The 18,626-nt window shown below is 65.5% G+C and carries 18 protein-coding genes, 1 tRNA gene and 1 pseudogene; 14 read left to right on the top strand and 6 right to left on the bottom strand.

From position 1 onward, the window contains the following. The first annotated feature begins 108 nt into the window (after nucleotides 1–108). From acuI to DJ029_RS15445, 7 genes are all read left to right on the top strand, one after another. Nucleotides 109–1,101 carry an acryloyl-CoA reductase gene (acuI, locus tag DJ029_RS15475; protein WP_112323399.1) on the top strand — a complete coding sequence of 331 codons (993 nt, stop codon included), beginning with the start codon at nucleotides 109–111 and terminating at the stop codon, nucleotides 1,099–1,101. A 146-nt stretch (nucleotides 1,102–1,247) separates the two neighbouring features. Then, nucleotides 1,248–2,678 (top strand): cryptochrome/photolyase family protein, encoded by a 1,431-nt coding sequence (locus DJ029_RS15470; protein ID WP_112323398.1) that lies wholly within the window; start codon nucleotides 1,248–1,250, stop codon nucleotides 2,676–2,678. A gap of 37 nt (nucleotides 2,679–2,715) precedes the next feature. Further along, entirely contained in the window at nucleotides 2,716–4,032 is a 1,317-nt protein-coding gene (locus DJ029_RS15465) for an NAD(P)/FAD-dependent oxidoreductase (RefSeq protein ID WP_112323397.1), read from the top strand. Next, complete coding sequence (locus DJ029_RS15460) at nucleotides 4,029–4,838, top strand: DUF1365 domain-containing protein (protein WP_198671167.1); 810 nt, start codon at nucleotides 4,029–4,031, stop codon at nucleotides 4,836–4,838. The genes DJ029_RS15465 and DJ029_RS15460 overlap by 4 nt, the downstream gene beginning before the upstream one ends. Before the next feature lie 33 nt (nucleotides 4,839–4,871). Then, nucleotides 4,872–6,083, top strand: a complete 1,212-nt coding sequence (locus DJ029_RS15455; RefSeq protein ID WP_112323395.1) for an SAM-dependent methyltransferase — start codon at nucleotides 4,872–4,874, stop codon at nucleotides 6,081–6,083. Between the two features lie 33 nt (nucleotides 6,084–6,116). Further along, nucleotides 6,117–6,602, top strand: a complete 486-nt coding sequence (locus DJ029_RS15450; protein ID WP_112323394.1) for a TrgA family protein — start codon at nucleotides 6,117–6,119, stop codon at nucleotides 6,600–6,602. 31 nt (nucleotides 6,603–6,633) lie between these two features. Then, on the top strand, nucleotides 6,634–7,926 hold the full coding sequence (locus tag DJ029_RS15445; RefSeq protein WP_198671166.1) for an MFS transporter: 1,293 nt from the start codon (nucleotides 6,634–6,636) through the stop codon (nucleotides 7,924–7,926). A gap of 4 nt (nucleotides 7,927–7,930) precedes the next feature. On the opposite strand, the gene DJ029_RS15440 is transcribed toward DJ029_RS15445, so the two are convergent. From DJ029_RS15440 to DJ029_RS15430, 3 genes are read right to left on the bottom strand one after another with little or no spacing between them, the layout of a single operon-like run. Then, nucleotides 7,931–8,719: an SDR family NAD(P)-dependent oxidoreductase gene (locus tag DJ029_RS15440; protein WP_232823102.1), complete on the bottom strand. Its 789-nt coding sequence runs from the start codon at nucleotides 8,717–8,719 to the stop codon at nucleotides 7,931–7,933. A 4-nt stretch (nucleotides 8,720–8,723) separates the two neighbouring features. Continuing rightward, complete coding sequence (locus DJ029_RS15435) at nucleotides 8,724–9,407, bottom strand: DUF6134 family protein (protein ID WP_112323392.1); 684 nt, start codon at nucleotides 9,405–9,407, stop codon at nucleotides 8,724–8,726. Nucleotides 9,408–9,409: 2 nt separating this feature from the next. Next, on the bottom strand, nucleotides 9,410–10,060 hold the full coding sequence (locus tag DJ029_RS15430; RefSeq protein ID WP_157966397.1) for a ChrR family anti-sigma-E factor: 651 nt from the start codon (nucleotides 10,058–10,060) through the stop codon (nucleotides 9,410–9,412). A 170-nt stretch (nucleotides 10,061–10,230) separates the two neighbouring features. Here DJ029_RS15430 and DJ029_RS15425 point away from each other — a divergent pair, with 170 nt between their 5' ends. From DJ029_RS15425 to DJ029_RS15410, 4 genes are all read left to right on the top strand, one after another. Further along, nucleotides 10,231–11,388 (top strand): NUDIX domain-containing protein, encoded by a 1,158-nt coding sequence (locus DJ029_RS15425; RefSeq protein WP_112323390.1) that lies wholly within the window; start codon nucleotides 10,231–10,233, stop codon nucleotides 11,386–11,388. Nucleotides 11,389–11,437: 49 nt separating this feature from the next. Further along, complete coding sequence (locus tag DJ029_RS15420) at nucleotides 11,438–12,478, top strand: cysteine synthase A (protein ID WP_112323389.1); 1,041 nt, start codon at nucleotides 11,438–11,440, stop codon at nucleotides 12,476–12,478. Beyond that, on the top strand, nucleotides 12,475–13,191 hold the full coding sequence (locus DJ029_RS15415) for an alanyl-tRNA editing protein (RefSeq protein ID WP_112323388.1): 717 nt from the start codon (nucleotides 12,475–12,477) through the stop codon (nucleotides 13,189–13,191). Before DJ029_RS15420 ends, DJ029_RS15415 begins: the two co-directional genes overlap by 4 nt. A gap of 198 nt (nucleotides 13,192–13,389) precedes the next feature. Beyond that, nucleotides 13,390–13,479 (top strand) — tRNA-Ser (locus DJ029_RS15410). A 329-nt stretch (nucleotides 13,480–13,808) separates the two neighbouring features. Here the strand turns inward: DJ029_RS15410 and DJ029_RS15405 are convergent. From DJ029_RS15405 to DJ029_RS15395, 3 genes are read right to left on the bottom strand one after another with little or no spacing between them, the layout of a single operon-like run. Then, nucleotides 13,809–15,503: a recombinase family protein gene (locus DJ029_RS15405; protein WP_112323387.1), complete on the bottom strand. Its 1,695-nt coding sequence runs from the start codon at nucleotides 15,501–15,503 to the stop codon at nucleotides 13,809–13,811. After that, nucleotides 15,500–15,910, bottom strand: a complete 411-nt coding sequence (locus DJ029_RS15400) for a DUF2924 domain-containing protein (RefSeq protein WP_232823101.1) — start codon at nucleotides 15,908–15,910, stop codon at nucleotides 15,500–15,502. Before DJ029_RS15400 ends, DJ029_RS15405 begins: the two co-directional genes overlap by 4 nt. After that, nucleotides 15,907–16,137 carry a DUF3489 domain-containing protein gene (locus tag DJ029_RS15395; RefSeq protein WP_112323386.1) on the bottom strand — a complete coding sequence of 77 codons (231 nt, stop codon included), beginning with the start codon at nucleotides 16,135–16,137 and terminating at the stop codon, nucleotides 15,907–15,909. Before DJ029_RS15395 ends, DJ029_RS15400 begins: the two co-directional genes overlap by 4 nt. Before the next feature lie 327 nt (nucleotides 16,138–16,464). Between DJ029_RS15395 and DJ029_RS15390 the strand changes: the two genes are divergently transcribed. The 3 genes and pseudogenes from DJ029_RS15390 to DJ029_RS15380 all read left to right on the top strand — a co-directional run. After that, the gene (locus DJ029_RS15390; RefSeq protein WP_112323385.1) at nucleotides 16,465–17,973 is read left to right on the top strand and encodes a site-specific DNA-methyltransferase; all 1,509 of its coding nucleotides are present in this window, start codon (nucleotides 16,465–16,467) and stop codon (nucleotides 17,971–17,973) included. Then, on the top strand, nucleotides 17,973–18,401 hold the full coding sequence (locus tag DJ029_RS15385; protein ID WP_112323384.1) for a DUF5681 domain-containing protein: 429 nt from the start codon (nucleotides 17,973–17,975) through the stop codon (nucleotides 18,399–18,401). Before DJ029_RS15390 ends, DJ029_RS15385 begins: the two co-directional genes overlap by 1 nt. Next, a pseudogene (locus DJ029_RS15380) lies at nucleotides 18,385–18,626 on the top strand (hypothetical protein); the annotation flags it as partial. The gene DJ029_RS15385 and the pseudogene DJ029_RS15380, both read left to right, overlap by 17 nt.

The following is an 18,626-nucleotide window of genomic DNA, read 5'->3' as shown; positions in this document are numbered from 1 at the left end:
ACGCCACGGGCAGGGACAGGCCAGATGACGGGGCCAGCAGACAAGGGGTCGGGCCAGCGCAGGAACGGGGCCGGTCCGCGGATCCCCCCCGAAAAACAGGAGAATACGATGAGCTTCGATGCATTGGTCGTCACAAAGGACGACGACGGCAAGACCCACGCCGCTGTCCAGGCGCTGACGCTGGACGACCTGCCCGAGGGGGAGGTGACGGTGGCCGTCGAGTATTCGACCGTGAACTACAAGGACGGGCTCTGCATCGGCCCCGGCGGCGGCCTTGTGCGGACCTATCCCCATGTGCCCGGCATCGATTTCGCCGGCACGGTCGAGACATCGCAGGACCCGCGCTACAGCCCCGGCGACAAGGTTGTGTTGACTGGCTGGCGCGTGGGCGAAGCGCATTGGGGTGGTTACGCGCAAAAAGCCCGGGTCAAGGCGGACTGGCTGGTTCCCCTGCCTGACGGGCTGACGCCGCGCGCGGCGATGGCGGTGGGCACCGCCGGGCTGACCGCGATGTTGGCGATCAACGCGCTGGAGGATCACGGGCTCAAACCCGACGACGGCCCTGTGCTGGTCACCGGCGCGGCAGGGGGCGTCGGCTCGGTCGCGACGGCGATCCTGGCGACCCTCGGCTACGAGGTGGCTGCCGTCACCGGCCGCCCCGAGACGGCGGACTATCTGAAAACGCTTGGCGCGTCCCGGATCGTCGCGCGCGAGGAGATCAACGAAACCGTCAAGCGCCCGCTGGAAACCGAGACATGGGCGGGTTGCGTCGATGCCGTCGGCGGCGCGATGCTGGCGCGGGTCCTCGGGCAGATGAAATACGGCGCAAGCGTCGCCGCCGTCGGTCTGGCCGGTGGGGCCGGGTTGCCCGCAACGGTCATTCCCTTCCTGCTGCGCGGCGTCAACCTGCTTGGCATCGACAGCGTGATGCAGCCCTTCGAGAACCGCCAGCGCGCCTGGGCCCGTATTGCCGAGGTGCTGCCGATGGACAAGCTGGAGGCCATGGTCCAGCCCGCCACGCTGGCGGATCTGCCCCGGCTCGGCGCAGAGATCCTGAAGGGCCAGGTCAAGGGCCGGGTCGTCGTGGACGTGAACGCGTGAGCCTCGGCAGTCCGGGCAGACCCGCTGGCGAAGCTGCAAAAATGGCGGCGGGCACAATGGTTTGCCCGCGTGAGTGATCCGACCCGGCTGCTGCGGCGTATTCCTGTTAATCCTTGTTTCGACAGCGCCGGGCGGCCCACCGATATATGAACACTCCGACACTCTTCTGGTTCCGCCGTGACCTGCGACTGAGCGATCATCCCGGCCTGACAGCGGCACTGGCGCAAGGCGCGCCGGTGATCCCCCTCTTCATCCTCGACCCCGAGACGGAGGCGATGGGCGCCGCGCCGCGCTGGCGCCTCGGGGAAAGCCTGCGCAGCCTGGACGCGGCGCTGCGCGCCAAGGGCAGCCGCCTGATCCTTCGCCGTGGCGATGCGTTGGAGCAGCTGACCGCGCTGATCGCGGAAACCGGCGCGGATGCCGTCCACTGGACGCGCGCCTATGATCCGGACGCGATAAAACGCGATACGCACGTCAAGAAAGCCCTGAAGGACCAGGGGTTTGGCGCGGAAAGTCATCCCGGTCACATCCTGTTCGAGCCATGGACCGTGGAAACCGGGCAGGGCGGCTTTTACAAGGTCTACACCCCGTTCTGGAAGGCCGTGCGCGACAGGGGGCAGAGCGACGCGCTGCCGCCCCCGACGGACCTGGCCCCGCCTGCGGACTGGCCCGCGTCCGACGCCCTCGACAACTGGGCCATGGGGGCCGACATGGTGCGCGGGGCGGGGATCGTCGCGAAATACGCCCGCGTGGGCGAGGCGGCGGCGTTCGAGCGGCTCGACGCCTTTATCGACGGGCCGATCGCGTCCTATGCCGATGACCGGGATCGGCTCGATCTGAATGGCACCTCGGGGCTGAGCGAGAACCTGACCTATGGCGAGATTTCGGCCCGCAGTTGCTGGCACGCCGCTCAGCGCGCGATGCGAGACGGCGCGACCGGCGCGGAAACCTTCCTGAAGGAACTGGTCTGGCGCGATTTTGCCTATCACCTGATTTACCACACCCCCCATATCGCCGCGCGCAGTTGGCGCGAGGAATGGGTTGGCTTTCCCTGGCGCAACGACAACGCCGACGCCGAAGCCTGGAAACGCGGCCGCACCGGGGAGCCGGTGATCGATGCCGCCATGCGCCAGCTTTACGTCACCGGCACGATGCACAATCGCGCGCGGATGCTGGTGGCAAGCTACCTGACCAAGCACCTGATGACCCATTGGCGCGTCGGGCAGCGTTGGTTCGAGGAATGCCTGATCGACTGGGACCCGGCCTCCAACGCGATGGGGTGGCAGTGGGCGGCAGGCTCCGGACCCGATGCCGCGCCATATTTCCGCGTCTTCAACCCCGCCACCCAGGCCGAGAAGTTCGACCCGAAGGCCGCCTATCGCAAGGCCTGGGTCGCGGAATTGTCCGATGGCGACGCGCCCGCCACCGCCACCGATTTTTTCGCCGCGATCCCCCGTTCCTGGGACCTTGCGCCGACCGACAGCTACCCCGAGCCGCGCGTCGATCTGAAAGCGGGGCGAGAGGCCGCCCTAGCCGCGTATTCCAACCATAAGAACAAGAAAGGCGAGGCAGCCTGACCGGGCACCTGCCGATATCCAGAGGATAAAATCACCTATGAGAATTGCAGTTGTTGGCGCTGGGATCACCGGCATGGGGGCCGCCCTTGCGCTGAGCGAGGAGAACGACGTTCACCTGTTTGAGAAGGACGGCCGGATCGGCGGCCATGCGAACACGGTCGATGTCGCCTTCGGGGATACGGTGGTGCCCGTGGATACCGGGTTCATCGTCTACAACACGGTGAATTATCCCAATTTGACCGGGCTGTTCGCACATCTGGACGTGCCGACGAAGGTCTCCGACATGTCCTTCGGACTGTCGGTGGACGGCGGGGCGACGGAATACGCCTGCGACAGCTTCGATACCCTGTTCGCGCAACGCTCCAACCTGTTTCGCCCCAGGTTCATCAAGGGGTTGCGAGAGATCCTTCGCTTCAATGAAGAAGCCCCGGCGCTGCTGGACCAGGGCAAGCTCGACGGGCTGAGCCTGGGGGCGTTCCTGTCGCAGTACCGTTACAGTGACTGGTTTCGGGACAACTTCGTGCTGGCGATGGGCGGCGCGATCTGGTCCACGCCGACCGCCATGATGCTGGAGTTCCCGGCGGAGTCCTTCGTGTCCTTCTTCCGCAACCACGGCCTGATGAACGGCATGGGAGAGACGCACAAGTGGCGCACGGTTGACGGCGGCTCGCGGGCCTATATCTCCCGGATCATGCAGGCCTTGGGCGACCGCGTCCACGCCGGTGCCGAGGTTGTGGGCGTGGATCGTTCCTCCGGGTTGCCGAAGCTTCACTTCGCCGATGGCAACGAGGCGGTGTTCGACCAGGTGATCCTTGCCTGCCACGGGCCGCAGGCGCGCGCGCTTCTCGGCGACCAGGATGAGCAGGAAGAGCAGATACTGTCGGCGTTCCGTACCTCGGACAACCGCGCCGTGCTGCATTCGGACCCCGCGCTGATGCCGAAGCGGAAGAAGGTCTGGTCGAGCTGGAACTTCCTTGCCGGGCGGAATGCAGCGACGGATCGCCGCCCCGCCGCCGTCACCTACTGGATGCAGCGCTTGCAGGGCATTGCGCCGGAACATCCGCTGTTCGTCAGCCTCAACCCCGCGCGGGACATCGACCCCGACCTGATCCACCGCGAGTTCACCTACGCGCACCCGATCTTCGATTCCGCCGCGTTCCGCGCCCAGTCCGAGATTTCGGCCATACAGGGCCGGGGCGGAGTGTGGTATGCTGGCGCATGGCTCGGCTACGGATTTCACGAGGATGGCCTGCGCGCTGGTCTGGCCGTCGCGCATGCACTGGGCGCCGCGCCCAACTGGGCGAAGGGTCTGCCCGAACCCGCCGCCAGCCCGCTGCAGGAGGCCGCGGAGTGAGCAGACGACCACCAGCGCGACTGTATTTGGGCCATGTGATGCACATGCGCCTGATCCCGCGCCGGCACCGCTTTCGCTATCGCGTCTTCTCGCTGCTGATCGATATCGACCGGGTCGACGCGGTGACGAAGAAGCTGTGGCTGCTGTCGCACAATCGCTTCGGGGTGATGTCGTTTATGAACAAGGACCACGGCCCGCGCGACGGCTCGGCGCTGCGCCCTTGGGTGGACGCGACGCTGGCGCAGAACGGTTTGCCGCCCGCTCCGCGGGTGGAGTTGCTGAGCTTTCCGCGGATGCTCGGCTACGGGTTCAACCCGCTCAGCGTCTACTATTGCTTTGACGCAGCCGACCGGCTGGCGGCGATCATCTACGAGGTGAAGAACACCTACGGCGACCAGATAGCCTATGCGCTGCCCGTGGAAAACGGCCCCGGCCCGGTCGAGCAGCAGCAGCAAAAGCAGATGTACGTCTCGCCCTTCATCGGGATGGATCAGACCTATCGCTTCACGCTCGCGCCGCCCGACAAAAGGCTTGCGTTGCGTATCCGCCAGGCGGGGCCGGAGGGGGACGTGCTGATCGCGACGCATACCGGCAAGGGCGTTCCGCTGGGCGATGGCGCGTTGCTGAAGGCCTTCGTGACGCACCCGCTGATGACCTTCCGGGTGATCGCCCTGATCCATTGGCACGCGCTGAGACTGGCGTTGAAAGGGGTTCGATTCCACAGCTACACGGGCCCGAAGGGCATGCGCAACCTCTTGAGTGAAAAAGATAAATCCACTCTTGGCGCGACTGCCTCAGGCCACTAGAATTTGCCCTGAAGGGTGTGGGAGTAATACTGAATGACTGTTCTGACTTCGATCCGTGATCAGCGGGATCTGCCGCGGTGGTTCCAGACCGGGTTTGCGCTGCTGGGCCGGCTGAGGACCGGCTCGATCGAGATCGTCCTGCCCGATGGCCGCCGCTTCCTGGCCAAGGGTGAGCGGGACGGGCCCCACGGGGTCATCGTGACCCGCAATCCCGCGCTGTTCACGAGGATCGCGCGCGAAGGCGACGTCGGCTTTGGCGAGGCTTACATGGACGGGTGGTGGGACACGCCCGACCTGCAGGCGCTGATGGATGCCTTCGTGGCCAACAACGACGAGATCGGGCAGGAGTTCCTGGGCGCCGGACTAGTGCGGATGTACGAGCGGATGCGCCATAGGCTGAACTCCAACACCCGGCGGCAGGCGCGCAAGAACATCTCCTATCACTATGATCTCGGGAATGAATTCTATGCCGCCTGGCTGGACGAGACGATGACCTACTCCTCGGCCTTCTTCCGGAAGGACGGTGAGGATCTGTCGCAGGCGCAGACCAACAAATACGCCTCCATGTGCGATCTCATCGGTGTCAGCGACGGCGATCACCTGCTGGAGATCGGCTGCGGCTGGGGCGGGTTCGCCGAGTACGCCGCCGGCACCCGCGGCGCGAAGGTGACCGGGCTGACCATATCAAAGGAACAGCACGACTTCGCGGCGGAACGTATCTTCAAGGCGGGCCTGGCCGAGAAGGTGGATATCGTGATCCGCGATTACCGCGACGAAAGGGCCACCTACGACGGCGTCGCCTCGATCGAGATGTTCGAGGCGGTGGGCGAAAGATACTGGCCGGTCTATTTCGACGCGCTGCGTGACCGGCTGAAACCGGGTGCGCAGGCGACCTTGCAGGTCATCACCATCGAGGATCGCCTGTTCGAGAATTATCGCCGCGGGGTCGATTTCATCCAGAAATACATCTTCCCGGGCGGCATGTTGCCCAGCCCCGGTGCGCTTCAGGACCAGATCCGCCGCGCGGGGCTGACCCCGGCGGGCTCCATCGAGTTCGGGGAAAGCTATTCCGAGACGCTGCGCCAGTGGCACCGCAAGTTCAACGACTGCTGGGACCGGATTGCGCCCCTTGGATTTGACGAGCGTTTCCGCAGGATGTGGGCCTATTACCTCACCTCTTGCGCGGCGTGTTTCCATAGTGGCACAACCAACGTCACTCAGGTTACAATGCGGCGCCCGGCGTGAGCGCGGGGAAACGTTGCTTGAAGGAGTTCGGTCATGCGCGCCAAGCTATCGCAAGACGCCAACATGCCCACCGCCGCCCGACTGGTCGCCGCGCTGGCGCTGGGCGGGGCCTGCGTCATCATGGCATTCGCATTCGTCTATACCTACCCCGACGAACGCTGGGAAAACGACCTGGTCAGCATGATCTGGTCCTTCGGGATCTGTGGTTTGATCATCGGCTGGAAGTCCCTCGGGCGACGCATGATGATCGAGGGCGGCACCGGGATCGTGCTGGGCCTGCGCGCGGGGATCACCGTCAGTATCCTGATCCTGGCGATCGTCGCGATGTATCACACCTGGGGCGAGATCCTGGCCGGGCGGATGATCGGCGGCGGCGCCATGGACGCGGTGTTCGAGACGTTCACCAAGGCGGCGGATTACGCCGCGTTCCTGTTCCATCCGCGCATCCTGGGGCTGGCGGCCTTCCTGTCGATCTGCGCCGGGGTTATGACGCGCAACGCCTATTTCCGCTGGAACTGAGCCCTCGGGCTGAGCAGGGCGGCGGCGCGTAGTGGCGCTGCCGCTGTCGCGTGTCGCGGCCTATGCCGCGCCGTCGCTGCCGCTCGCGGCGATGTATTTTCCGGTCTACGTGTTCCTCGCGGAATTCTATGCCTCGGACCTCGGGTTTTCGCTGGGGTTCATCGGTTTCGCCTTCATCGCGGTGCGCCTGTTCGACGCGGTCAGCGACCCGGCCATGGGGGTCCTGTCGGACCGGCTCCGCACGCGCTGGGGACGGCGGCGCATCTGGCTGGCGGTGGGCTGCCCGCTGGTCATGCTCAGCGCCTGGTGCCTGTTCGTGCCGCCCGCGGATGTCGGCGGGGCATGGTTCGTCGGCTTCCTCTTTTCCCTGACGCTGGGATGGACGATCATGCTGACGCCCTATTTCGCGTGGGGCGCGGAATTGACCGGCGACTATGCCGAGCGGGGCCGCGTCACGGTCTGGCGCGACAGTATCGGGCTGGTCGGCACGATCATGGCGGCGATCCTTTACAATGCAGGGGCCGACGCGGCAGGGGGCATGATGCTGGTCGCCGCGGCCATCGTCTTGCTGCTGCCGCTCAGCGTGACCTGGTGTCTGTGGGTCGTGCCCGAGCCGCGCGATTTCTCACGGCCCAGCCCGGCACCGGGGAACCTGATCGGTGTCCTGCGGGGCGAGCCGCTGTTCGGCCGCCTGTTGCTGGCCTATTTCATCAACGGGGCGGCCAACGCGCTGCCCGCGACGCTGTTCCTTTTCTTCGTCGAATACCGGCTGGAGGCGCCGGGGCAGGGCGGGCCGCTGCTGGTGCTGTACTTCGGCGCCGCCGTCGCGGCCGCGCCGTTCTGGACCTTTGCCCTGAAGCGCATCAGCAAGCACCGGCTGTGGTGCCTGGCGATGATCTATGCCGCGATCATCTTCTCGACGGCGCTTCTGCTCGGGCCCGGGGACGTTGCGGCCTTCGCGGTGATCTGCGTGCTGTCGGGCGCGGCGCTGGGGGCGGACCTGGCGCTACCCTCGGCGATGCAGGCGGACCTTGTGGACCTGGACACCGCGCGCAGCGGGCAGCAGCGCACGGGGGCGTTCTTCGCGCTCTGGTCGCTCGCCACCAAGTTTGCACTGGCCCTGGCGGGAGGGGCGGCGCTGATCCTGCTTGAGGGGGCCGGGTTTTCGGCCAATGGCGACAACGGGACCACTGCGCTGTGGTCGCTGGCCCTGTTGTACGCGCTGGCCCCGATCGTGCTGAAGATGATCGCGGTCGCGATGATGTGGGGCTTTCCGCTGGATGCCGCGCGCCAGGCCGAGCTGCGCGCCAGGATCGAGGCGTGAGCTTTCAGCCTTTGCCCCAGCCGAGCATCTTTCGCACGGCCCAGATGTAGGCCCGGTTCGGCAACAGCCCGATGGCGCGCAGGATGAAGGCGAAGCGGCGCGGGAAGGCGATCTCGAACCCGGGTTTCTTCAACCCCTCCACGATGCGGCGGGCGGCGTCCTCGGGCTGCATCAGGAAGGGCATGTCGAACGTGTTGACGGAGGTCGCCTCCGTCTCGACAAAGCCGGGGTTGATGACCGAGATGCGCACCCCGAGATCGACGAGATCCATCGCCAGCGCCTCGCACATGGCGATCAGCCCGGCCTTGGTGGCCGAATAGACGGCGGCGTCCGGCAAGCCGCGATAGCCCGCTACAGACGCGGTGATGGCGAGATGCCCGGTGCCTTGCGCGATCATCGCCTTCAGCACCGGGTCCAGCGCGTTTGTGACGCCGATCAGGTTGACCGACAGCATCTTTGACGCGGTTTGGGCCGAGAAATTCTGCGCGCGCATCGGCGTGTAGACCCCGGCGTTCAGGATCGCCAGCGCCAGCGGACCGTCCGCGGTGATACGCTCCACGCAGGCCACCATGCCCGCCGCGTCGGTCACGTCGCCGGGCAGGGGGACGATCCGCCCCGGGCCCGTTGCCTCGCTGGCGAGGTGTTCAAGCTGATCGGCAGAGCGCGCGGTGGCATAGACGGTCCACCCCTCGGAGGCCAGCTTCAGCGCAACTGCGCGTCCGATGCCGCCCGAGGCGCCCGTGATCCAGGCCGCCCCGTCACCGGGGCGCATGACTTTCGTGAAAACGCTCAAACCGTCAGGACCAGATCGGCGCGAGGGGTTTGCCCGTGCGTGCCAGAACGAACCTGGCTTGCTCGCCGCGCGCCTCGAACCGGTTGCCGACCCACTCGCCATTGGCGTCGTAGAACAGGTCCAGCCGACCGATGTCACCGCGCACGTTCCACACGGTCGCGCGGGTCGGTCCGGCAGGGGTCGGAACCTCCACCGACCCGGCGCGCGCCGTGTTGATGTTCATCGGCTTGCCGTCCTGGGTCGAGATCCATGTCGGGCGCGACAGAAACGCCTGGCTCCAGTAGGTGGTGGTCGCGGGATTGCCCTGAACCGTGCCCCGGAAGCCCGAGCCGTCGATCTGCAGTCCACCACCGGTGCGCAGCACACTGACGCGGTGCGGCGTGCCGTTGTCGTTCGCCTTTCCCTCAAGGCGCTGCAAGGCTCCATCGGCCCAGACTTCGCGACTGTACAGTTGGTAGCTGTAGGCTGACAGACCCAGAATGCGCACTTCGATGTTTATATCGACCGCGACGTTGATCTGGGACCCGGACCGGCCGACGTCCAGCGTTTGTTGGCCGATCCGCTTGTCGCCCCGATACAGATCGAACACCCGCGGCCCGGTCGCCGCGCGCAGCGGGCGCGGGGCGGCAAGCGTGCCGATCAGGGCTGCGCTGCCGGTGCGCAGGAATGTGCGTCTGTTGAGGGCCATAATTACCTCGTGAAAAGGTTCAGCGCCCGTCCGACGGGGCCGGTGAACTTCAGGTTCCCCGACATCACGATCAGGCAGTAACAGATCTCATCCCCCACCACGCGGGGTTTGTGGTTGTCATTGTGATCGTTCAGCGCCACGTCGCCGCGCCCGTAGCGGACGCCCTGGTCCTCCATCTGGCCGGACAGGATCAGCGTTGCCTCTTCGCCCTCGTGGGTGTGATGAAGCACGCCGGTGCCCGGGCGGATGCGCATCAGGCTGACGTGCTCTCCGTCGAACCCGTCGAAGGTGTATTCGTGCAGGCCGGGCAGACGGAACTTCCAGCCGAGACTGTCGAGCGGCCCGTCGAGTTCCGCGCGGATCGGCATCGGGACGATGCCGAGGGGGTCTTCGGCAATCGGTCGCGTGCAGATCGGCGCGTCGAGCGCCCGCATGGCCGCCTCCAAAGACGGAGAGGAGGTCGCCACCGGGGCCGGTTCCTCCATCATCAGCGCGCTCGACAATGTCTCGAACCGCTCAACATCGGCGCGGCATTTGGGGCAGTAGGTATTGTGCGCGGCAATGAGCAGGCTCATCCCTTCGCTGAGGGCCCCGCTTGCATAGCCCGCAAGATGCTCTTGCGTCGGGTGCTTTTGCGACATGTCGTTACCCAAGTTACTTATCCTTCGTGGCACGCCGCTTGGCGCTTGGCGTGGCATTCCAATCTGTCTATTCCCATTGTTTACGCAGTGCGCGCGGTTTCGGATCACCGGGAAGTGATAATTCCAGTATCCGCGCAGTCTATAGCGAATTGCGCCGACTTCAACTTTGAGGAGAGTCTCGCATGGAACCGATTTTCGTATATGGAACCTTGCGGGACCCCGATATCCTGGCCACGGCACTTGGCCCCTTGGTATCGCGCCTGACGCCGGTGGCCGCGCGGCTGCCGGGGGTTCGCACCCTTCAGGCGCGCTCCGGCCCGTTTCCGGTGTTGCGCGCCGATCCTGACGGCATGGCGCCCGGGCTACTGCTGGCGCCGATGGACGCTGAGATACGCGCAGCACTCGACTTTTTCGAGGCTTCCTTCGACTTCACCCTGACGCCCCGGCAGGTCCAGACCGAGGACGGGCCGGTCACGGCGCTCGTCTACGACCCGGGCCCGGGTGTGGAGGATACGGGCACCCCCTGGACCCTTGAGGACTGGGCCGTGGACGCGAAGCAACTGTTCCTGTCCATCGGCAGGGAGGTGGTCACCCATCGCCTGGATCCGGCGGCCCGCACGCGGCAAGCGGGTGCGATGATGCGCCGCGCCGTGGCGCGCAGGGCGGCGGCCCGCGCGGCCCCGGTCACGGGGCAGGGGCTGCGCACCGCTTTCGGGCCGGACGCGGTGCAGGATCTGCGCGCGTCGCGCCTGCACGGCGGCTTCTTCGCGCTTGAGGAACTGACCTATCGCCACGCCCGCTTCGACGGCGCCATGACCGCCCCGGTCCAGCGTGAGGCGTTCATCAGCGGGGATGCGGTCACGGTGCTGCCCTGGGACCCGGACCGGGACGAGGTGCTGCTGATCGAGCAACTGCGCACCGGGCTGATCGCGCGCGAGGATCCCAACCCCTGGAGCATCGAGGTGATCGCCGGGCTGATCGACCGGGACGAGCCCCCCGAAGCCGCCGCCCGCCGCGAGGCGCAGGAGGAAGCGGACCTGACCCTTGGCCGCTTTCACCCGATCGCCGAGTACTACAGCTCTCCCGGGGCGTGCACCGAGTACCTGACCAGCTACGTGGCCGAGGCGGACCTGTCCGGCTACACTTCCGGCATCCACGGCCTCGCGACGGAGACCGAGGATATCCGCACCATGGTCGTTCCGCGCGAAACCGCGTTGCAGGCGATCACGACGGGCGAGGCACGCAACGCCCCGCTGATCCTGTCGCTGCTGGGGCTCGAGCGCCTGCGCGGGCAGCTGCTGTCGGCGTGGCGGGGCGGTGTTGCGGCTGGCGGGGCATAGGTCTAGTCTCCGCCGCGACGATACGAGGCCGCCGACAAGGAACCCGCCGATGGAGATCAAGAAAACCTTTGCCGACATGATCGGCAACACCCCGCTGGTCCGCCTGAACGGCGTTTCGGACGCGACCGGATGCGAGATTCTGGGTAAAGCCGAATTCCTGAACCCCGGACAATCGGTCAAAGACCGCGCGGCGCTGAGCATCATCCGCACCGCGCTGGCCGAGGGCAGCCTGAAACCCGGCGGCACGATCGTCGAGGGGACCGCGGGCAACACCGGCATCGGCCTCGCGCTGGTGGGGGCGTCGATGGGGTTCCGGACCGTCATCGTGATCCCCGAAACGCAGAGCCAGGAAAAGAAAGACATGATCCGCATCGCCGGTGCGCAGCTTGTCGAGGTTCCTGCAAAGCCCTTCCGCAACCCCAACAACTACATCCGCTATGCCGCGCGGCTGGCCGCCGCGCTGGACGCGAAAAGCCCGAATGGCGCGATCTTCGCGAACCAGTTCGACAACGTGGCGAACCGCCAGGCCCATGTGGAAACCACCGGCCCCGAGATCTGGAGCCAGACCGACGGCACCGTGGACGGGTTCATCTGCTCGGTGGGTTCGGGCGGAACGCTCGCCGGGGTGGCGCAGGCGCTGCGCGCGCGCAATCCCGGCATCCGGATCGGCCTGGCCGATCCGAAGGGCTCGGCCCTCTACAATCACTACGTGAACGGAGAGTTGAAGGCCGAGGGCAACTCGCTGACCGAAGGCATCGGGCAGGGCCGCATCACCGCCAACCTCGAGGGATTGGAAGTGGATGTCGCCCATTCGATCCCCGACGACGAGGCGCTGGGCTACATCTACGACCTGCTTGAGAACGAGGGGCTCTGCCTTGGCGGCTCCTCCGGGATCAACATCGCGGGCGCGGTCCGGCTGGCGAAGGAAATGGGCCCCGGGCACACCATCGTGACGATCCTGTGCGACTACGGGACGCGCTACCAGGCCAAGCTCTACAACCCCGAGTTCCTGCGCGAACGGGGCTTGCCGATGCCGCGGTTCCTGACCGACAGCGTCGATGTGCCGAGCGTGTTCGAGGAGGAGGCGTGACCCGGCTTCTGTTCCGCGAAGACGCCTACCTGCAAACCGCGCCCGGCGTCGTCACGGGCCACACCGACCGGGGCGGGGTGATCGTGGATGCGACGCCGTTCTATCCCACCAGCGGCGGGCAGGCGGGCGATTGCGGCACGCTGAGTTGGGACGGCGGGCGAATGACGGTCGCGACCTCGGTCAAATCGGGGTCGGACGTCGTCCTCGTCCCGGGCGAGGGGCAGTCCCTGCCGCCGGTCGGAACCGAGGTCGAGCAGGTGATCGACTGGGCCGCGCGGCACCGGATGATACGCTTGCACACCGCCCTGCACCTGCTGTCCGTGGTGATCCCCCTGCCGGTGACCGGTGGCCAGATCACCCCCGCCAAGGGGCGTCTCGACTTCGCTATGCCAGAGGCGCCGGCGGACAAACAGGCGCTCGAGGATGCGTTGAACGCGCTCATCGCCGCCGACCACCCGGTGTCGGAAACCTTCATCACCGAGGCCGAGCTGGACGCGAACCCCGGGCTGGTCAAGACGATGTCCGTGCGGCCCCCGCGCGGCACCGGACAAATCCGCCTGATGCGCATCGGGACGGGCGATGCTCCGGTGGACCTGCAACCCTGCGGCGGCACCCACGTCAGATCCACCGGAGAGATCGGTCCGGTCCTGCTCGGCAAGATCGAGAGCAAGGGCAAGCAAAACCGCCGCGTGAACCTCACCCTCGCCAGCTGATCCCGCCGCCCGGCGTCGTCGCCGGGCTTCCCGCGCGCCCCTCGGGGCCAAGCCTGAGCGCCCTTCCCAGGGTCGCAAGCCGGGCGGCCACCAAAGCGAGCCTCCGGCCCATGTCACGATCCGCCCGACACATAACGACAAAACTTGCTGCCCGACGCTCTTGCACGCCGCGCGAACCTGTTGTACCTCCCGCTGCACGGAGAGGTGGCCGAGTGGTCGAAGGCGCACGCCTGGAAAGTGTGTAGGCGGGCAACCGTCTCGAGGGTTCGAATCCCTCTCTCTCCGCCACCCACCCCAGTCTCTGTCACCGTTATCAATTCCCGGCTATTTTCTCCCGATTTCTCGGAGGGTTGTCCTGTGCGGTCGACCTCGGAGACGATCGCAATGTCGCGGATCAAGGGGCTGATCCCCGGTCGTCTCCCGAGCAAGCATCACGCGCTTCGCTTTGGGTCGAAATTCCCTGCGTGCAGGGAATTTTGCAGGGAATTTTCCAAGAATACCTTCGCTTCGGCGCGCACACGGGGGGAACCATTATTGCTTTCAGAGGGTTGTAGCTGTTTTCCCTACGTCGCCCAGCAGGGAATTCCCAGGGAAAGGCGGTAATTGGAGGGCATGGATCAGACGTGGGTCAGATCAGGGCCAAACCCGTAGAGATGTACCTGCGCTGCCCAGTCAAGGGGGATCGGCTTGCGGATGATCCGTTCAAGGGTCAGGTCCGGAGGTTGACGCCCCTCAAGGAGGGCCTGCTGGATCGCCGGCGAGAGGAAGGCGAGTTTTGCCCGTGTGCGAATGTAGGATTCTGAGTGAGGCGTTGCCGCCGCGATTTCGTGCAGCGGTTTTCCCTTCCGCAAGTCAGAGGTCCACGCATGCGCATGGGCTAGGGCACGGAGCAGCGTTCGATCCGGGACAGGCGCCTGTTCTCCAGTTGCGATCTTTCCCTCGACACCTCGCCGGCGGAGGGTGAAGGCAGCCTTGATGCGAAGCGCGGCTGGATCAATCTCCTCGGGGTTTAGCCCCAGTTCGCTCGCCAGTTTTGGGGCGTCGAGGTCGAGTATGATGTGTCCCTTTTCCAGACGTCCCTCCGCGATGAGGTCCGCCAGAAGATCTGGTGTGCCCTGAGATAGCCGTACTGCCAGATCCTGCGCCTTGGTGCGTATTCCGTCGCCATGCCGCAGATCCGGCGTGTCGCAGATCCGGTGGGTTCGGGCGCGTTCGTCAATGCGCGTTGCGATGATGTTTGCAACGGTCTGCTCGAGGGCGGGTGCAGGCAGGCGCCAGCCCTCAGGATCGGTTCCGCCGGAGATCAGACGGTTGGAAACATAGTAGCGCAACTGCCGCCCGTGGCGCCGGGTGTGCGTCGGGGTGAGCCGGTCTCCGGTTGCGTCCCGAAGCTTGCCGGTGAGAGGCGCGGTTCCGGTTCCGCAGGGAGCGCCCGCTGACCGTTGCCGGGACCTTGGCCGCGCGCTGCCGGCTTGTAATTTGGCATCGACCTTGTCCCATAGCTCTACGTCGATGATGGCCGCGTGCTGCCCGTCCCAGATCCGGGTTTTGTGGCGTATCTTTCCGATATAGATCGGATTGCGCAGCAGCGCGTAGATCTGACCGCGGGAGAAGGGATTGCCACCCTGGGCGCGACCCGACTTGAACAGGTGCCGCTTTGAGCGGAGGTGAAGCTCATTGGCCCTCTTCATGACCCCGTTGAGGCAGCCGATCTGGTCGTAGAGCTCAAAGAGGGTCCGCACCGTCTCCGCTTCCTGCGGGTTGATGACGAGGCCACGGACCTTGGGATCGGGATGCGGGTCGTACCCCAGGGGCGGTACACCGCCCATCCAGAGGCCTTTCTTCTTTGAGGCGGCGATCTTGTCGCGGATCCGCTCCGCCGTCACTTCGCGCTCGAATTGCGCAAAGGACAGAAGCACGTTGAGCGTCAACCGGCCCATGGAAGTGGCGGTGTTGAAGGCCTGGGTGACCGAGACAAAGGAGCAGCCGGCGGCGTCGAAACGCTCGACTAATCTGGCGAAGTCGGCGAGAGAGCGGGTAAGTCGGTCGATCTTGTAGACCACCACCATCTGGATATGGCCGGCATCGATATCGGCCATGAGGCGCTGCAAGGCAGGCCGGTCGAGCGAGCCGCCGGAAATACCGCCATCGTCATAACGGGTCTTGCCCGCAACCCAGCCCTCGTGGCGTTGACTGGCGATGTAGGCGGCACATGCTTCGTGCTGGGCATCGAGCGAGTTGAAGTCCTGATCCAGCCCCTCGTCGGAGGATTTGCGGGTGTAGATGGCGCAGCGGATCCGGGGCTTGCTCATGATTGTGCCGATCTCTTCAATCCGAAGAACCGCGGTCCGGACCATCGCGCCCCGGTGATCGCGCGGGCAATCGGCGACAGCGATTTATAACGCTGGCCATTCCAAAGAAATCCGCCCTCTACGACATCGACGACATGGGTCACGTCGTTCCATTCGCGGATCAACCGCCCCCCTGGCTTGAGCATCGGGGTTATGGTGGTGCCCTTGGCGCGTGTGGCATGCGCGAGCTTGGTGGGGAAACTCTTGGGTAGCCCTCCGCTCTCTCTTGCTTGCAGTTCGAAGGCGAGGAAACGCCGCAGGAAGGGGCTGCTGAGACGATTGGGCACCGGCGTTGCAAAAACCTCGGACCAGGCGGCGACGAGCGCCGTCCGGTCCATGGCCTCGATGTCTGCAACCGAAGGCATCATCGGGCGCGCTCGGGGAGGCCCGTGAGGCGGTACACGGCGCACCCCCCGGGTTTGGTGGGGACCGCGCGCTCGATGGTATGGCCGGTTTTGCGCAGGCCGCTGATGGCGGCGCGCACGGTGTGGGGCTGCCATTCAAGTTTGCTGGTGATGGTGGTGAGATCGGCGCCTGACTTGCGTTGCAGCAGGCGGATCAGTTCGGAGCGTTTGGTGCGCGTGGTCTCTTTCATGGGATCTCTCCAGGTTGTGGGGTGTGGCCGACTGCCGGTCCCGGTACCCGGAAAGCCCGGTCAGGTCCGGGCGCGTCGTCACCAATGCTTCGGGACGTCCGGAAGTCCAGTCGAAGGAGGCTGTCAGGCCAGAAAAACAGAGGCTCCGCGGTCGGGTGGCCCAAGGCTTAAGCCACTCGAAATTTTAGGGGTTCCCTTCCTGCTCCGGGCTGTCGTAAGGATTGAGCATGCCAAGGAGGGCTTTGACGAATTCGCGCGGATGCGCGGTGGTCAGGCCCCCGGCCCGGTCTCCGAGTTCCGCAAAATGTGGTGGAAAAAAAGGAGGCCATGATGGCGCAGGACCCACCAAAGAAAGCAAAGCCGGGCCAGGCGCTACCGCGCCCGGATCGGGCCGGGCAGAAGCGTTCAGGCTCTACGATCACCCTGAAGAAACCTCCCGGGGGCCCAGCGGCCACGCCACGGCGGAACGATCCATATCCGACCCTCCGCCTGGTGGAGAAGCCGATTGTGGATCTGACGCGGGCGCCGCGCAGGGTCCGGCGCGCCGACAAGGCGCAGAAGAAGCGGGTTCTAAGGTCGATCGAACGTTACGGAAACGTCGCTCCGATCCTCGTGACCGGCGATGGCGTAGTTATCGACGGGCATACCCGGCTGGATGCGGCTATCGAGCTTGGCGCCAAGACCGTTCCATGTATCGAGATCGACCACCTGTCGCCGTCGGAGATCCGACAGCTGCGGATCGCTCTCAACAAGATACAGGAACGCGGGGTCTGGGACGAGGACGCGCTCCGGCTGGAGTTCCAGGATTTTCTGGAGATTGATGTAGATCTGGAGATCCTCGGCTTTGATGCGGTAGAGATCGATAGCATCCTGGAGATCGGGTCCGGCGCTGACAGCGCGGAACCGGATCCCGAGGACAGCATCACGGAACATGACGGTCCGTTGGTCACCCGACCCGGGGATCTGTGGTGGCTCGACAGCCACCGGATCCTCTGCGGCAATGCGCGCTCGGAGGACGACCTGAGGCGTCTCTGCGACGATGAGCGGGCGCAGATGCTGTTCACTGACCCGCCCTACAATGTGCCCATCACCGGTCATGTTCGCGGGACGGCTGGCGGTTACCGGGAGTTCGCCGAGGCCTCGGGCGAGATGTCCGAGGAAGAGTTCGCCAACTTCCTCACGACCGCGCTGACGAACGCGACCAATGTGCTCGATCCGGGCTCCGTCGCCTGTGTCTTCATGGACTGGCGCCACATGCAGGAGATGCTGATCGCACTACGCCAAGCGATGCTGCGGCTCATCAATCTCTGCATCTGGGTCAAGCCGAACGGGGGGATGGGGTCACTCTATCGTTCCCGGCACGAGTTGGTGTTCGTCGCCGTTGCAGGCAATGCGCGGCATCGCAACAACGTGGAGCTTGGCAAGCATGGTCGCTACCGGACGAATGTCTGGGAGTATGCCGGCGCGACCGGCGGGAGCGCCTCAGCGGAAGACAACTTCGATGTGCATCCAACGGTCAAGCCGGTCGCGCTCGTCGCCGATGCGATCCTCGATTTGACTGCTGCGGGGGACGTAGTTCTTGATCCCTTTCTTGGTAGCGGCACGACGCTGTTGGCGGCGGAGCGGACCCGGCGGCGCTGTCTCGGTCTCGAGATCGACCCGGCCTACGTCGATGTCGCGATCCGCCGATGGCAGGAAATGACCGGTGGCGCGGCCATTCATGTCGCGTCCGGGCGGCGCTTCGATGATCTCGCAGCAGACTCTGCGGGCGGGGCGCCGTCAGTGCCCAGCGGCGGGGCAGAAATCGATGCGTCTGAAGATGGGGAGGGCGCGTGATGGGCAAGAAGCCGCCAAAGGACGGCTACGAGGTCGGCTACAGCAAGCCGCCGAAGCACACGCAGTTCCAGCCAGGGCAGTCCGGCAACCCCTCGGGGAAGAAGAAGGGAACCCCGGACCTGCAAACGATGATCCAGGCTATCGGCGGGGAACCGATCACCGTCATAGAAGGGGGCGCCAAGAAGCAGATCCCAAAGAGCGCGGCAGTGGTGCAGGCCCTCTATGCCAAGGCCATGAAAGGCGACGTTCCCGCGGGCAGACTGCTCCTGGCGACGTTAGCGAATGCGGTGACTGCTGCAGAAGCCGATGTCGGCCAGAAACTCTCCGATGCGGATCTTTCAACGCTGAAGCGCCATGCGGATTGGGTGAAGCTCCTGGAGGAAGCCGCAGCCGACGAAAAGGAGGCGGACAATGACCAAGGCAGCTGAGGTTGCACGTCTTCTTTACCGCAACAACATTCCCGCCTATGTCGACAGGGCTTTCCAGGAACTCAATCCTGGCGACAGCTATATTCCCGGCGAACATATCCGGGCGATTTGCCGCAAGCTCGAGTGTGTCCTGAAGGGTCAAATCCGGCGCCTGCTCATCACGATGCCGCCCCGGCATCTCAAGTCGCACTGTGCCAGCGTCGCGTTCACAGCGTGGGCGCTGGG

Source organism: Oceanibium sediminis (genome assembly GCF_003265325.1).
Lineage (GTDB): Bacteria > Pseudomonadota > Alphaproteobacteria > Rhodobacterales > Rhodobacteraceae > Halovulum > Halovulum sediminis.
This window is presented reverse-complemented; position numbering and strand designations above follow the sequence as displayed.

What these genes read in the sequence shown, in the direction of transcription:
- acuI (WP_112323399.1), top strand. Translation starts at nt 109, where the DNA reads ATGAGCTTCGATGCATTGGTCGTCACAAAGGACGACGACGGCAAGACC.
- DJ029_RS15470 (WP_112323398.1), top strand. Translation starts at nt 1,248, where the DNA reads ATGAACACTCCGACACTCTTCTGGTTCCGCCGTGACCTGCGACTGAGC.
- DJ029_RS15465 (WP_112323397.1), top strand. Translation starts at nt 2,716, where the DNA reads ATGAGAATTGCAGTTGTTGGCGCTGGGATCACCGGCATGGGGGCCGCC.
- DJ029_RS15455 (WP_112323395.1), top strand. Translation starts at nt 4,872, where the DNA reads ATGACTGTTCTGACTTCGATCCGTGATCAGCGGGATCTGCCGCGGTGG.
- DJ029_RS15450 (WP_112323394.1), top strand. Translation starts at nt 6,117, where the DNA reads ATGCGCGCCAAGCTATCGCAAGACGCCAACATGCCCACCGCCGCCCGA.
- DJ029_RS15435 (WP_112323392.1), bottom strand. Translation starts at nt 9,407, where the DNA reads ATGGCCCTCAACAGACGCACATTCCTGCGCACCGGCAGCGCAGCCCTG.
- DJ029_RS15425 (WP_112323390.1), top strand. Translation starts at nt 10,231, where the DNA reads ATGGAACCGATTTTCGTATATGGAACCTTGCGGGACCCCGATATCCTG.
- DJ029_RS15420 (WP_112323389.1), top strand. Translation starts at nt 11,438, where the DNA reads ATGGAGATCAAGAAAACCTTTGCCGACATGATCGGCAACACCCCGCTG.
- DJ029_RS15405 (WP_112323387.1), bottom strand. Translation starts at nt 15,503, where the DNA reads ATGAGCAAGCCCCGGATCCGCTGCGCCATCTACACCCGCAAATCCTCC.
- DJ029_RS15400 (WP_232823101.1), bottom strand. Translation starts at nt 15,910, where the DNA reads ATGATGCCTTCGGTTGCAGACATCGAGGCCATGGACCGGACGGCGCTC.
- DJ029_RS15395 (WP_112323386.1), bottom strand. Translation starts at nt 16,137, where the DNA reads ATGAAAGAGACCACGCGCACCAAACGCTCCGAACTGATCCGCCTGCTG.
- DJ029_RS15390 (WP_112323385.1), top strand. Translation starts at nt 16,465, where the DNA reads ATGATGGCGCAGGACCCACCAAAGAAAGCAAAGCCGGGCCAGGCGCTA.
- DJ029_RS15385 (WP_112323384.1), top strand. Translation starts at nt 17,973, where the DNA reads ATGGGCAAGAAGCCGCCAAAGGACGGCTACGAGGTCGGCTACAGCAAG.